Here is a 14,110-nt window from a genome sequence, read left to right on the forward strand (position 1 = left end):
CCTTCCTCGACACGTACTAGGGTGAGCGCATGCTGCCCGACCAGCCTCCGACGTTCTCCTCGCCTCCGGCTCCCGACCAGCCCTGGCGGTGGCGCCTGCTCGACGAGGGGAGCACGCCGGTCGAGCTCGACGGCGACCTGGGGTCGCAGACGTTCCCGAGCCAGTCCGACGCCGAGTCGTGGCTTGGCGAGTTCTTCGGCGAGCTCGCGGACGCCGGGGTCGACCAGGTGACCCTGCTGGAGGCCGACCGCGAGGTCTACGGCCCGATGTCGCTGCACGCCTGACATGCGGCAGTACCTCGACCTGGTCCAGCGGATCCTCGACGAGGGTGTCGAGAAGGGTGATCGCACCGGCACCGGCACGCACAGCGTCTTCGGCCACCAGATGCGCTTCGACCTGCGGGCGGGCTTCCCGCTCGTCACCACGAAGAAGATCCACACCCGCTCCGTCTTCGCGGAGCTGCTGTGGTTCCTGCGCGGCGACACCAACGTGACCTGGCTGCAGGAGCGCGGCGTCACCATCTGGGACGAGTGGGCCGACGAGAACGGCGACCTCGGCCCCGTGTACGGCGCGCAGTGGCGCTCCTGGCCAGCGCCCGACGGCAGCCACATCGACCAGCTGGCGCAGGTCATCGCGCAGATCCGCGACAACCCCGACAGCCGGCGGCACATCGTCTCGGCGTGGAACCCCGCGCAGGTCGACGAGATGGCGCTCCCCCCGTGCCACAGCCTCTTCCAGTTCTACGTCGCCGAAGACGCCGCCGGAGTGGCTCGGCTCAGCTGCCAGCTCTACCAGCGCAGTGCCGACGTCTTCCTCGGTGTGCCGTTCAACATCGCCTCCTATGCACTGCTCACCCACATGGTCGCGCAGGTGGCGGGCCTCGAGGTCGGCGACTTCGTGCACACCCTCGGCGACGCCCACCTCTACAGCAACCACCTGGAGCAGGCGCGGTTGCAGCTGACCCGGGAGCCGCGCCCGCTGCCGACGCTGTGGCTCGACCCGTCGGTCACCGAGATCGACGCCTTCGAGCTGGAGCACATCGAGGTGCGCGGCTACGACCCGCACCCGGGGATCAAGGCCCCCATCGCGGTATGAGCGAGCAACTGCCGCCGGACCCGCACCACGTGGAGCTGGTGGCGGCGTACGCCCGCAACCGGGTGATCGGCGACCACGGACGGATCCCGTGGCACGTGCCGGAGGACTTCGCGCACTTCAAGGCGGCCACCCTGGGCCACACGCTGGTGATGGGGCGCGCGACCTTCGACTCGATCGGCCGGCCGCTGCCGGGTCGGACGACGGTGGTGCTCACCTCCGACCGCGCCTGGCGCGCCGACGGGGTGTACGTCGCGCATGGGCTCCCTGCCGCGCTGCGGCTGGCCGGCACGCTGCCCGGGCACACGGTGATCGCCGGCGGGGGAGTCGTCTACGAGCAAGCGCTCCCGTTCGCCACCCACCAGGTGCTCACCGAGATCGACCTCGAGCCGGAGGGCGACGCCCGCTACCCCGAGTTCGATCGCCGCAGGTGGCAGGAGACGCGCCGGATGCCCGGCCCCGGCCTCACCTGGGTCTGGTGGCAGCGCGTCCCACAGCACGTCGGGTAGCTGCGCGCGGATCGTGGATCAGCAGTTCGTCTCGGTCGTGCCTGCGAAGTGCACCGGCTCCGCCTGCACCGCCCGCGATCGCAGGAGGAAGCCGGTCGGCACCCGTGCGGCCGGCACCTGGAGGACGCCGAGCGCCGTACAGCCGTCGGGGCGGTAGGTGTAGCGGACCGTCACGTCGAGCGTGGAGTCGCGGCCCAGGCGGCGGTCGAGTGGGAAGACGGCGGCCACGCCGCGGGGGAGGGGGCGCTCCTCGGTGCCATCGATCTGCACCGTCTCGACGCGGACGGCCGCCCCCGCGTCGGGGCCCATCAGCGGGAGGCGGAGTTCGTCGAGGGTGACGGGCACCCAGGAGTCGTTGCGGATCCGCAGTGCGAGTGTGCAGTCCATCGTGCGACGGAGCTCGACCGCCTGCACCCGCTGGCCGTCCCAGGGGGCGCGCACGACACGGGTTCCGGAGCAGTCGGGGGAGGCGACCGTCTCGACGGTGACCGCTCCCAGCGCCCGTCCGCCGCCGAACCACCAGCCGCCGACCAGAGCCAGCACCAGCACTCCGACGAACCACACGCGGCCACTCGTGACCGCTCGCGCCTGCCAACCCATGGCCGACAGAGTAGGGGCACAGCGGCGCCCTTGGGGATAGATGCGAGGGTTGAGCCATGGAGTTGAGGATCTTCACCGAGCCCCAGCAGGGCGCCACCTACGACGATCTCCTGGCAGTCGCGCGGGCCGCGGAGCGACTCGGGTTCGGAGCCTTCTTCCGCTCCGATCACTACCTGGGCATGGGCACGCCGGGGCATCCTGGGCCCAGCGACGCGTGGACCACCCTCGCGGGACTGGCGCGAGACACCGAGACGATCCGACTCGGCACGATGATGACCTCGGCGACCTTCCGGCACCCCGGTGTGCTGGCCATCCAGGTCGCGGGTGTCGACCAGATGAGCGGCGGCCGTGTCGAACTCGGCATCGGCGCCGGGTGGTTCGAGGCCGAGCACACGAAGTACGGCATCCCGTTCCCCGACACCACCGAGCGGTTCGACCGGTTCGAGGAGCAGCTGGAGATCATCACCGGCCTGTGGCGCACCCCGTTCGGCGACAGCTATGACTTCGCCGGTCGTCACTACCGACTCGCCGACTCGCCGGCGCTGCCGAAGCCGGTCCAGACGCCGCACCCGCCGGTGCTGATCGGCGGCCTGGGCAAGCGGCGTACGCCGGCACTCGCCGCCCGCTTCGCCGACGAGTTCAACCTCCCGTTCGTCTCCCTGGAGACCACCCGGACCCAGTTCGCCCGCGTCCGGGAGGCGTGCGGCTCGATCGGGCGGGACCCGGCCTCCCTGACGTGGTCGAACGCGCTGGTGGTCTGTGTCGGCCGCGACGAGGCCGAGATCGCCCGCCGCGCTGCGCGGATCGGCCGCGAGGTCGAGGAGCTGCGGGAGAACGGGCTGGCCGGCACTCCCGACGAGGTGGTCGCCAAGATCCGCGCCTACGGCGCGGAGGGTGCACAGCGGATCTACCTCCAGGTGCTCGACCTGGCCGACCTCGACCACCTCGACCTCGTCGCCGATCAGGTCATGCCGCACGTGTGAGCCCGGCCCGTCCACACCTCACCGGCCGATGAGGGATAACCTCCTGCCATGACCTCCGCTGCCCCCGAGGCTCCCTTCGGACACGTGCTGACCGCGATGGCCACGGCCTTCCATGCCGATGGGTCGATCGACTTCGACGGCACCGCACGGATCGCCGACCACCTGGTGACGCACGGTCACGACGGGCTGGTCGTCTCCGGCACCACCGGGGAGTCACCGACCACCACCGTCGAGGAGGACGGCGAGATCCTCGCCGCGGTGCGTGCCGCGGTCGGCCCGGAGATCAAGATCGTCGCCGGCGTCGGCACGAACACGACGGTGCACTCGGTCGAGCTGGCCCGCCAGGCGCAGGAGCGGGGCGCCGACGGCGTGCTCCTCGTGACGCCGTACTACAACAAGCCGAGCCAGCGGGGCCTGCTGCACCACTTCGAGCAGGTCGTCGCCGCCAGCGACCTCCCGGTGATGCTGTACGACGTCCCGAGCCGCACCGGCACGACGATCGCCTTCGACACCTACCGGGTCGCCGCGGAGTGGGAGAAGGTCGTCGCGGTCAAGGACGCGGTCGGCGACTTCGTCCGTGGCCTGCGGCTCTCCGAGGAGCTCGGCCTGGCGGTCTACTCCGGCGATGACGGCAACAACCTCGGCTGGCTGGCACACGGCGCCGTCGGCTTCGTCTCGGTCGCCGGCCACGCCGCCGGTGACCAGCTCCGCGCCATGCACGACGCCTGGTTCGCGGGCGACAGCGCAGGTGCGCGACAGATCTTCTCGCGGATGCTCCCCGCGATCGACGCCATCATGGGCGTCCCCAACTACGGAGCGACGACCGCCAAGGCGACCTTGCAGTTGCTGGGCGTGCTCGACAACCGGCATGTGCGAAGCCCGCTCGTGCCGCTCGATGACGACGAGTACGCCGCCCTCCGGGCCGGACTCTCGGCGTCCGGACTGCTTCCGGCCTGAGCCGCTGCGGTCCCGACCTGCGATTAGAGGAGTAGATGAGCCATCCCCATCCTGAACTGACCGAACCTGGCGCGCTGCCGGCCGGCGGCCTGCGGATCACGCCGCTCGGCGGCCTCGGCGAGGTCGGCCGCAACATGACCGTCTTCGAGTACGACGGCCGGCTGCTGATCGTCGACTGCGGCGTGCTCTTCCCCGAGGACCACCACCCGGGCGTCGACCTGATCCTCCCGGACTTCACCTCCATCCGCGACCGGCTCGACCAGGTCGAGGCGCTGGTGCTCACGCACGGCCACGAGGACCACATCGGCGCGACGCCGTACCTGCTGCGCGAGCGCCAGGACATCCCCCTGGTCGGCTCGGAGCTCACCCTGGCGCTGCTCGGCTCGAAGCTCCGCGAGCACCGGCTCCGCGAGACCGTGCACCACGTCGTGAAGGAGGGGCAGCGGATCCAGTTCGGGCCGTTCGACCTCGAGTTCGTGGCGGTCAACCACTCCATCCCCGACGCTCTCGCGGTCGCGATCCGCACCGGTGCGGGGATGGTGCTGCACACCGGCGACTTCAAGATGGACCAGCTGCCGCTCGACGGTCGGATCACCGACCTCCGGGCCTTCGCCCGCCTCGGTGAGGAGGGCGTCGACCTCTTCATGACCGACTCGACCAACGCCGAGGTGCCGGGCTTCACCACCGCGGAGAAGTCGATCACCCCGGTGCTCGACCGGGTCTTCCACGAGAGCAGCCAGCGGATCATCGTCGCCTGCTTCGCCTCCCATGTGCACCGGGTCCAGCAGGTGCTCGACGCTGCTGTCGCCCACAACCGCAAGGTCGCCTGGGTGGGCCGCTCGATGGTGCGCAACATGGCGGTCGCCCGTGACCTCGGGTACCTCACGGTGCCGCCGGGTGTCGTCGTGGACGCCAAGGAGCTGGCCGACCTGCCGCCCGAGCGTCAGGTGCTCATCTCCACCGGCTCCCAGGGAGAGCCGCTCTCGGCGCTCAGCCGGATCGCCCAGCGCAGCCACAACTTCGTGCATATCGAGGAGGGCGACACCGTCGTCCTGGCCTCGTCGCTGATCCCGGGCAACGAGAACGCCGTCTACCGGGTCATCAACGGGCTCTCCCGATGGGGCGCCCGCGTGGTGCACAAGGGCAACGCGTTGGTGCACGTCTCGGGGCATGCCAGTGCCGGTGAGCTGCTCTACTGCTACAACATCGTCAAGCCGCGCAACGTGCTGCCGGTGCACGGCGAGATCCGGCACATGCTGGCCAACGCCGAGCTGGCCCGCGCCACGGGCGTGGAGAACGTGGTCATCGCTGAGGACGGCGTCGTCGTCGACCTGGTCGACGGCAAGGCCGAGATCGCCGGCAAGGTGGAGTGCGGCTACGTCTTCGTCGACGGCCAGTCGGTCGGCGACATCACCGAGGCGTCCCTCAAGGACCGCCGCATCCTCGGCGAAGAAGGCTTCATCTCCGTCATCGCCGTGGTCGACACGGTCAGCGGCAAGGTGGTCGGCGACCTGGAGATCCACGCTCGCGGCTTCGCCGAGAACGATGCGACCTTCGACGAGATCAAGCAGCCGCTGGTCGACGTCCTGCAGCGGGCACTGGGGGAGGGTGTCTCCGACACCCACCAGCTGCAGCAGCAGATGCGCCGGGTGATCGGCCGCTGGGTCTCCAACACCCACCGGCGCCGCCCGATGATCGTCCCGGTCGTGCTGGAGGTCTGACGGACGCAGGTCGGGCCCTTCGGTCTCGAAGGGCCCGACCTCCGAGCGGAGTCGGCGCTGCGGTCAGCTGACCTTGCGCCCGTTGTTCTTGATCTTCACTGCCTTGGTGGTGACGGTCAGCGGCTGGTGGCCGGGGCGGGTCAGGGTGATCCGCACCGACAGCTTCTTCTTGCGGTCGGCCTTGACGACCCGATGCCTGCGGGTGGTCTCGGCGGCGAGCGCCTTGCCGTTGCGCAGCCACTGGTAGGTGAGGACGGCGTCGGGCGCAGCGGCACCCAGGCGCAGCTTCTTCGCACCGAGCGCGACCTTCAGCTTCTTCTTGATCCTGTCCTTGCCCTTGAGCCCGACCTTCCCTCCGGTCCAGGTCGGTGCGGCGGCGAGCTGCACGGTGCCGACGGTCGTGGTCACGCTCCCGTCGGCGTACCCGGCCAGGCGGCCGGTGGTGGTCAGCGAGAGGGTGGTGCCCAGGTCGAGCAGCCCTACGACGTACGTCGCCCCGGTCGCGCCGACGATCGGTTGGCCGTCCCGCATCCACTGGCGGGAAACGCTGGTGACCGCCGGGCTCCAGGCACCGTCGCCGGCGCTCAGGGTCGCCCCGAACACCGGGCTTCCGGTGACGACGGGCGGCGTGCCGGCGACCGGTGCGTCGCCGGGCGTCACCACTGCCGTGTCGTCGGAGTACTCGCTCTTGTAGCACTGCGTGTTGGAGCCGAAGCCGCGAACCCACAGGCGGACCGGCTTGCCGACGTCCTCGGCCCGGACGGTGAAGCTGACCGTGCGGTTGTCGACGTAGGAGCCCCAGTCCCCGGCAGCGGTGGCCGGCGACCCGCCGACGTACCAGGTGGCCTTCATGGACTTGGTGTTGCTGTTCCACGTGCCGGTCCTGGCCGTGACGGTCGTGCCGACCTTGACGGCCGCGGGGCTGACCGGTGTCTGGATGTAGGGATCGGCGGTGGCGGCGATCGTCGGGCAGTTCGGACCGCCGCCGTCGCCGGGCAGATCCGGGTCGTTGCAGTCAGCGCACGGTCGCGCGGTGGCGCTCGGTGCGGTGAGCAGGGCGGCGACGACGGTGGTCGCCACGATCGTGGCAGCAGTACGCAGATGGGTGCGCAGACCCATGGAGGAGCTCCTTCGGCCGAGAGATGGAAGACCGCGGCGTCGCCTGATGCGAGCAGCGCGGGTCGCCGAGTCTAGGTATGTGGTCTGGACCAGCGCGTCGCCCGAAGGTCGTGACTCCGGATCAACCTTCGGCTGACGTCTCCGGCCCACGTAGCCCGGTCTGGAAGGCCAGGACGACGGCCTGCACCCGGTCCCGGACCTCGAGCTTGGTGAGCAGCCGGGTCACGTAGGTCTTGACGGTGGCCTCGCTCAGATGGAGGCGCTGGGAGATCTCGACGTTGGACAGACCGTCGGCCAAGGCGTGCCAGACCTCCAGCTCCCGCTCGCTGAGCCGGTCGACGAGGGTGCGCAGGCCCTCGGCCTGCGTGTCGGGCCGGTTGACGTACGCATCGACCAGCCGCTCGCTGACCGCGCGCGAGAAGACCAGTCGGCCGGCGTGGGCGTCGCGCACCGCCGCGGCGATCTCCTCCGGCGAGCTCGTCTTCAGCAGGAATCCCGCCGCCCCTGCTCGCAGCGCGCCGGTCACGTACTCGTCGAGGTCGTAGAGCGTGAGCATGACGACGGCGGTACGCAGCCCGCGCTCCAGGATCGAGTCGAGCCCGGCAAGTCCGTCGTGGCCGGGCATCTGCACGTCCATGAGCACCACGTCGGCGTCGTGCTGGGCGGCCAGGTCGGCGGCCTGCAGGCCGTGCTCGGCCTCGGCGACGACGGTGATGTCGGGCTCCGCGTCGAGGACCGTGCGGATCCCGTTGCGGACGAGAGGCAGGTCGTCGGCGACCACCACGCTGATCATGAACGGCTCCGAGATTCGTGGGTGCGGGTCTGCAGGGGAAGGGGAAGGCGTGCGGACACCCGGTGCCCGCCGTCCCCGGTCGGACCGGCGACGAAGTGGCCGGCTCCCGCCCCGACCCGCTCACGCAGTCCGGGGAGTCCCAGCCCACCGCCGTGGGCCGACGCTATCGGCGAGGTGGCACCTGTGTCTTCGACTTCGACGAAGAGATGCCGCCCGACGACCGAGACACCGACCCTCACAACGGCGCCCGGTGCGTGCTTGGCGCAGTTGGTCAGCGCCTCCTGCACGACCCGGTAGCAGGTCACCGCGAGCTCGGGCGAGGCCGGCAGCTCCTCCGCGAGCTCCGCGGTCACGGCCATGCCGGAGCTGCGCCACTGGTCGACCAGTGCCAGGAGCTCGGGACGGAGGCTGGCGGCGTCGAGGCCGTCGTCACCGAGCGCGGGCAGCAGTGGGTTGCTGGCGATCCTTGCCTGCTCGCCGGCGGCTCGAGCTGTCTCCAAGGCAACGCGTGCTTTCGCCGGATCCGTCTCGACCTGGGCCTCGGCGGCGCTCAACTGCATCAGCAGCACGCCCACGGCGTGGCCGGTCGCATCGTGGAGGTCCCGGGCGATCCGGAGGCGCTCTTCGTAAACCGCCTCCGCGGTCGCGCGGGCCAGCTTGGCCTGCAGGAGCATGCTGCGCGCCTGGGCGCGCTGCCTGATCTGGTCCGGCTGGTCCCAGGCCCGGCCGACGGCGAAGGAGAGCAGCAGGGTGACGGTGATGAACGCGGTGCCGTCGACGTCGAAGCGGAGGCCGAGCGCTACCGAGACCGCACCGACCAGCACCAGCAGGTACGGCGCGCCTCGGCCCGCGTGGTTGGCGAGCGTCATCACCACCGCGGCATCGGCCAGTGCCACCAGCAGCAGTGCGTCGGGGTCTGCCGGCGGGTGGGCGACCAGGGGGGCCGTGGCACCGGCGAGGACCAGGGCTGCGCCGAGAGGCGCCGTACGGCGGAGAGCCAGGGCGAGGATCACCCCGGTGTCGGTGAGGAGGAGCCAGCGGTGGTCGACCCAGCCGGGCATCCGCCACAAGGTGAGGCCGGCGATCAGTGCCGCCGCCGCGGCGAGGAGGAGGTCACCGCGCCACGGGTGCGGCGCCGGTGCTGGTTCGGGCGGTGCGGGAGCCGGCTCGGAGCGGAGGAGCAGCAGCATCCGACGGAGCTCCTCGACCGTCTCGGCGCCGCGCCGCCGGACCCGGCCGACCTGCTCCCGGGTGGGGGCGTCGAGCCGCAGCAGCGCGTCGATGTCGGCCAGCAGGTCGGCAACCGCCTGGCGCAGCTGGCGGGCGGCGCTGTCGGCCACGCGACGCCGTTCGGCCTGGGTGTGCGGGCCGGCGAGGTGACCAGGGTCGGTGGTGGCGAGATGGTGCTCCTCGGCGACGGCTCGCTCCGATGCTCGGACCCGGTGCCGGACCACCCGGCCGAGCACCCACATCGTGCCGAAGACCAGCAGGCAGACAGTGAGCTTGCCCGGGGTGAAGCCGTCGCGGCACGCGGCGGGCACGGCGACCAGGCCCACCCCCAGCAGTCCGGGCCACGGTGTCGGTGCGGCGCGACCCGCCCAGCCGAGCACAACCCCCGAGGGCACCACCAGCTCGAGCCCGCCGTAGGGCAGGCCGAACGAGAGGGCGGCCAGGCTCGCGACGCCGAGCAGCAGCACGGCCGGGAGGCTCCGTGCCGGCGCGAAGTGGGCGGCCAGCATGAGCACCGGGACCACGGCGTACGCGGGGCCGAACGGCTCGCCGAGGAAGAGCGTCGCCCAGGTGCCCGTGACCACCACGGTCACGGTCGGCTCCACCGATCCGTCGAACCTCATGGCAGGTTGCTACCAGAGTTTCGCCGCCGCTGCTCGGCGCTTGCCCGATCTCAGCACGCGTGCTCACAGACGGACGAGTGCGTCCATGCTCTCCTGGCCGACGCCGTCGTGGCTGATCCACACGAGCGACCGGCCCGACGTCTCGGCCAGCAGGGTGGCGGCAACTGCATCGGCGGTCTCGACATCGAGATGGGCCGTGGGCTCGTCGAGCACGAGCACCGGCGTGTCGGCCAGCAGGGCACGCGCCACCCCCAAGCGGGCCCGCTCGCCGCCGGAGACCGCTGCGGCGCCCTCGCCCACATGGGTGTGGATGCCGTCGGGCAGCGTGTCCACCCACTCCGCCAGGCTGGCGGCCGTCAGTGCGGCCCGCACCTCGTCGTCGGTCGCGCCCGGCCTGGCCAGCCGGACGTTCTCCGCGACACTCGAAGCGAAGACGTGCGGATCGTCGGCGAGATGGCCGACGGTCGCACGGACGTCGTCGAGGAGCAGGTCCTCGCACGGCAGCTCGTGCACGGTGTGCCTCCCCGTCTCGGGGGCGATGTGTCGGGCCAGGACCGCGGCAAGGGTCGACTTGCCGCTGCCCGACGGTCCCTGGACACCGACCCGCGTACCGGGCTCGAGGTGGAGGTCGGGCAGGACGACGCGCGGCGCGGCCGCTTCCCAGCGTGCTGCTGTGCCCACCAGTCGTACGTCGGCGGGCCCCTCGGGAAGTCGCCGGGGCTGCTCTGGATCGGCCACGGCGGGCTGCTGCGCGGTCAGCGCGTCCAGCCGGGCTCGGGCGGCGCGGGTGCGCACCGCGAGCGCACCGGCGTCGGCCAGGGGAGCAGTCACCTCCACCAGGGCGAGGGGGAGCAGCAACGCCAGCGCCGCCATCGGCGCCGAGACCGCGCCGTCCGACAGAGGTTGCGCCAGCATCAGGGCCATCAGGGCCACGCCGGCGACGGCAAGGAGGCCGGCGCCTGCCCGGGCGGTCGCGGTGGTGCGCGCCGATGCGGTCACCTCGCCTCCGAGGCGTCTGTCGACCATGGTCAGCTCGGTCAGCCGCGCGGTCGCCTGTTGCCACTGCACCAGCGGTCGGGCATCGGCGATCAGGTCGTGGACCCGGCGGCCCACGTCGCCGCGGAGCCCCACCAGTGCGGTCTCGTGGCGCCGGGCCCCGAGCCGGCTGCCGCCGTACGCGAGGAGACCGCCGACCAAGGTGACCGCCGCGACGACCGGGGCACCGGCAGGGAGGATCCACCATGTGACACCGCTCGCCAGCGTCGTCACGCCCAGCCAGACGAGGATCGGAAGCCGGACCCGCAACCGCTCGTCGACCAGCGCGTCGACGTCGTCGACGACACCGCCGAGCAGGTCGCCCCGGCGGCCCAGCCGAGCCGGTGCGAGGGGGACCAGGGCGGCGTACACCGCGGCGCGGCGGTCGGCCAGCACCTGCAGCGCCACGTCGTGTGCGAGGAGCCGCTCCAGCCACCGGAGCACGGGGCGGGCGAGGCCGAAGGTCCGGACGCCGACGATGGCGACGGTCAGCACCATGACCGGGGGCTGTTCGGCGCTGCGGGCGATCAGCCAGCCCGCGGTCGCGGTGAGGGCGACGCCGGACGCGGCGGCCAGCACGCCGAGGAGGACGGCGAGCGACCAGCGCAGGCGCGCCCTGCCCGGAGCCTGGGTGCTGCTCCGCGGGTTGCGGGCCGCGGGCTCGGCCACGAGGGGGCGTCGCTCCACGATCGCCGGAGGGGTGGTTCGGGGGAGGGGTGGTGCGGCGTGCGTGCCGGGGTTGCGACGAGGTGCGGTTCCGGGGAGGCGGAGCACCTGATCGGCTGCGCTCTCCACCGCCGGGCGGTGGGCGACGACCAGGACGGTGCGGGTACGGCCGAGATCGGCCACGGCCTGCAACAGCAGCGCCTCGCTGGCCGGGTCGAGGTGGGCCGACGGCTCGTCGAGCAGCACCACCGGGCGGTCGCTCAGCAGCACCCGGGCCACCGCGAGACGGGCACGCTGGCCGGCCGACAGGCCGGCACCGTCCTCGCCGAGGGGGGTCTCCAGCCCTGCCGGGAGCGCCAGCACATCGGTCCGCAGCCCGACCACCTCGAGCGCGTGCCACAGCTGAGCGTCACTGGCCTCCGGCGCGCCGAAGCGCAGGTTCGCCGCGATCGGCTCCGGGGTGAGCCACGGACGCTGGGGGAGGTAGGCCACCTGCGCACGCCAGGCCATCGGGTCCAGCTCGTCGAGGGGCAGGCCGTTCACGAAGATCCGGCCCTGCGCGGCGGGGAGCTCGCCCAGCAGGGCCTGCAGGAGGGTGCTCTTGCCGCAGCCCGACGGCCCGACCACGGCAGTCACGCCCGGGGGCAGGGTGGCAGTGAGGTCACGGACCACGGCGGGCCGTTCGGGCCATCCGACCGCGAGGCCGCGCAGCTCCAGCGTGGGTGCTCCACCGGTAGGCAGCTCGTCACCGGGGGTCGGGACCGGTGACGCCAGCAGCTCCCGGATCTCCTCGAAGGCGGCGGTGCCTTCGGCGGCAGCGTGGAACTCCGCACCGACCCGACGCAGTGGCCAGTACGCCTCGGGCGCGAGCAGCAGCACGGTCAGGGCGACCTGCAGCTCCAGGCCACCGGCGGCGAGGCGGAGTCCGACGCAGACCGCCACCAGGGCCACCGAGATCGTCGCGATCAGCTCCAGCACCGCGGAGGAGGCGAAGGCGATCCGCAGCGTCGCCCGGGAGGCGCGCCGGTAGCGATCGGTGACTTCGCGGATCCGCTCCACCTGGGCGTGCGCGCGACGGTGCGTCACCAGCGTGGGCAGCCCCTTCACCACGTCCAGGAAGTGCCCGGCCAGCTGGCTCAGCGCCCGCCACTCGCGGTCGGCACGGTCTCGGGTCGCCATCCCCACCAGGACCGCGAAGACCGGCACCAGGGGGAGCGTCGCCACCACGATCAGCGCGCTCCACAGGTCCTGGGTGGCGATGGCGATGACCGTGACCACCGGCAGCAGGACGCCGAGCACCAACGCGGGCAGGTAACGGGTCACGTAGGGCTCGACCGCGGTCACCCCACGCGTTGCCAACGTCGCCAGGGCACCCGTACGCCGCGTGGCCAGGCTGGTCGCAGGCAGTTCCAGGGTGTGGCGCAGCACCTGCTCGCGCAGGTGCCGCCCGACCCGGGTCGCCGCGCGCGCCGCGGCGTACTCGACCACCCAGGCGACGGCGTACCGGGCCACGCCGAAGGCGACCACCCAGAGTGCCGGGGTCTGCCAGCCGCCTGTCGGGTCGGCCAGCAGTCCGGCGACCAGGGACGCGACGGCGAACGCCTGACCGACCACGAGCAGGGCCACCACGACGTTCCCGGCCAGCACCGCGCTCAGCGGCCGGACCGCGGGCCGCAGCAGCGGCAGCACCTGGGGGTCGACGGGCTTCATCAGCCCTGCTCCGCCGCGAGCTCGGGGACGGCCACCTCGACCGGGATGTGCTGGGTGCCGATCCGCTTGCGGAAGACCCAGTAGCTCCACGCCTGGTAGCCGATCACCAGAGGGGTGAAGGCGAGGGCCACCCAGCTCATCACCTCCAGGGTGTAGCTGGTAGCCGATGCGTTGGTGGTGGTGAGCGAGAACGCCGCGTCGGTGCTCGACGGCATCACGGCCGGGAAGAGGGCCAGGAAGAGGCCCGTGACCGCCAGCCCGATCGCCGCGAACGTTCCGGTGAAGGCCCATCCCTCACGTCCGCGCGCGGCGGTCGCCAGCGCGCCCAGGAGCAGCACCGCAGCGGCGGCGAAGGCCGCGAGCGAGCGACCGTTGCCGGTCTCGGCCTGGGTCCAGGCAAGGAACGCCACGGCTGCGACGGCGGCACCGAGGCCGGTCCGGATGCCCAGCGTCCGGGCCCGGTGCCTGATGTCGCCGACCGTCTTCAGGGCGATGAAGAAGGCACCGTGGGTGAGGAAGAGCAGCAGCGTGACGACACCGCCGAGCAGGGCGTGCGGGTTGAGCAGGGTGAAGAGCGTCCCGGTGTACTCGAAGTCGGCGTCGATCGGCACCCCGCGCACGATGTTGGCGAACGCGACGCCCCACAGGAAGGCGGGCACCAGCGAGCCGAAGAAGATCGCCTTGTCCCAGTTGGCCTTCCAGTGCGACTCCTCGCGCTTGTGTCGGTACTCGAAGGCGAGCCCGCGCAGGATCAAGGCGACCAGGATGAGCAACAGGGGCAGGTAGAAGCCGCTGAAGAGCGTCGCGTACCACTCGGGGAAGGCCGCGAAGGTGGCCCCGCCCGCGACCAGCAGCCAGACCTCGTTGCCGTCCCAGACCGGGCCGATGGTGTTGATCAGCACCCGCCGCTCGGTCTCGTTGCGGGAGAGCACGGGCAGCAGCATGCCGACGCCGAAGTCGAACCCTTCGAGGGTGAAGTAGCCGATCCACAGGACGGCGATGAGGATGAACCAGACGGTGGTGAGTTCCATGGCATTCCCTTTTCGGTGATCGAGCCTTTTCGGTGATCGAG

General features: G+C 71.9%; 12 protein-coding genes. 6 read left to right on the forward strand and 6 right to left on the reverse strand.

Annotated features, from left to right (window positions below; genetic code table 11):
* The first annotated feature begins 29 nt into the window (after positions 1-29).
* From DNK54_RS02490 to DNK54_RS02500, 3 genes are read left to right on the forward strand one after another with little or no spacing between them, the layout of a single operon-like run.
* Positions 30-284: a hypothetical protein gene (locus tag DNK54_RS02490; RefSeq protein ID WP_239459871.1), complete on the forward strand. Its 255-nt coding sequence runs from the start codon at positions 30-32 to the stop codon at positions 282-284.
* Between the two features lies 1 nt (position 285).
* The gene (locus DNK54_RS02495) at positions 286-1,095 is read left to right on the forward strand and encodes a thymidylate synthase (protein ID WP_110205344.1); all 810 of its coding nucleotides are present in this window, start codon (positions 286-288) and stop codon (positions 1,093-1,095) included.
* Positions 1,092-1,601, forward strand: coding sequence for a dihydrofolate reductase (locus DNK54_RS02500; protein WP_110205345.1), 510 nt, complete (start codon positions 1,092-1,094; stop codon positions 1,599-1,601). Before DNK54_RS02495 ends, DNK54_RS02500 begins: the two co-directional genes overlap by 4 nt.
* Before the next feature lie 18 nt (positions 1,602-1,619).
* On the opposite strand, the gene DNK54_RS02505 is transcribed toward DNK54_RS02500, so the two are convergent.
* Positions 1,620-2,201, reverse strand: coding sequence for a hypothetical protein (locus DNK54_RS02505; protein WP_162602282.1), 582 nt, complete (start codon positions 2,199-2,201; stop codon positions 1,620-1,622).
* Between the two features lie 56 nt (positions 2,202-2,257).
* Between DNK54_RS02505 and DNK54_RS02510 the strand changes: the two genes are divergently transcribed.
* The 3 genes from DNK54_RS02510 to DNK54_RS02520 are packed head-to-tail and all read left to right on the forward strand — an operon-like array spanning position 2,258 to position 5,862.
* Positions 2,258-3,184, forward strand: a complete 927-nt coding sequence (locus tag DNK54_RS02510; protein WP_110205347.1) for an LLM class F420-dependent oxidoreductase — start codon at positions 2,258-2,260, stop codon at positions 3,182-3,184.
* Between the two features lie 48 nt (positions 3,185-3,232).
* Positions 3,233-4,141, forward strand: a complete 909-nt coding sequence (gene dapA / locus DNK54_RS02515) for a 4-hydroxy-tetrahydrodipicolinate synthase (RefSeq protein ID WP_110205348.1) — start codon at positions 3,233-3,235, stop codon at positions 4,139-4,141.
* A gap of 35 nt (positions 4,142-4,176) precedes the next feature.
* On the forward strand, positions 4,177-5,862 hold the full coding sequence (locus DNK54_RS02520; protein WP_110205349.1) for a ribonuclease J: 1,686 nt from the start codon (positions 4,177-4,179) through the stop codon (positions 5,860-5,862).
* 63 nt (positions 5,863-5,925) lie between these two features.
* Here DNK54_RS02520 and DNK54_RS02525 read toward each other — a convergent pair whose 3' ends face one another.
* The 5 genes from DNK54_RS02525 to cydB form a co-directional block, all read right to left on the reverse strand.
* Positions 5,926-6,981 (reverse strand): hypothetical protein, encoded by a 1,056-nt coding sequence (locus DNK54_RS02525; RefSeq protein ID WP_110205350.1) that lies wholly within the window; start codon positions 6,979-6,981, stop codon positions 5,926-5,928.
* 121 nt (positions 6,982-7,102) lie between these two features.
* The gene (locus tag DNK54_RS02530; RefSeq protein ID WP_110205351.1) at positions 7,103-7,774 is read right to left on the reverse strand and encodes a response regulator; all 672 of its coding nucleotides are present in this window, start codon (positions 7,772-7,774) and stop codon (positions 7,103-7,105) included.
* Positions 7,771-9,627: a sensor histidine kinase gene (locus DNK54_RS02535; protein WP_110205352.1), complete on the reverse strand. Its 1,857-nt coding sequence runs from the start codon at positions 9,625-9,627 to the stop codon at positions 7,771-7,773. Before DNK54_RS02535 ends, DNK54_RS02530 begins: the two co-directional genes overlap by 4 nt.
* Before the next feature lie 63 nt (positions 9,628-9,690).
* The gene (gene cydD / locus DNK54_RS02540; RefSeq protein ID WP_110205353.1) at positions 9,691-13,038 is read right to left on the reverse strand and encodes a thiol reductant ABC exporter subunit CydD; all 3,348 of its coding nucleotides are present in this window, start codon (positions 13,036-13,038) and stop codon (positions 9,691-9,693) included.
* Positions 13,038-14,069 carry a cytochrome d ubiquinol oxidase subunit II gene (gene cydB, locus DNK54_RS02545; protein WP_110205354.1) on the reverse strand — a complete coding sequence of 344 codons (1,032 nt, stop codon included), beginning with the start codon at positions 14,067-14,069 and terminating at the stop codon, positions 13,038-13,040. The genes cydD and cydB overlap by 1 nt, the downstream gene beginning before the upstream one ends.
* Positions 14,070-14,110: the final 41 nt, after the last annotated feature.

Source organism: Nocardioides daejeonensis, assembly GCF_003194585.1.
Taxonomy (GTDB): domain Bacteria; phylum Actinomycetota; class Actinomycetes; order Propionibacteriales; family Nocardioidaceae; genus Nocardioides; species Nocardioides daejeonensis.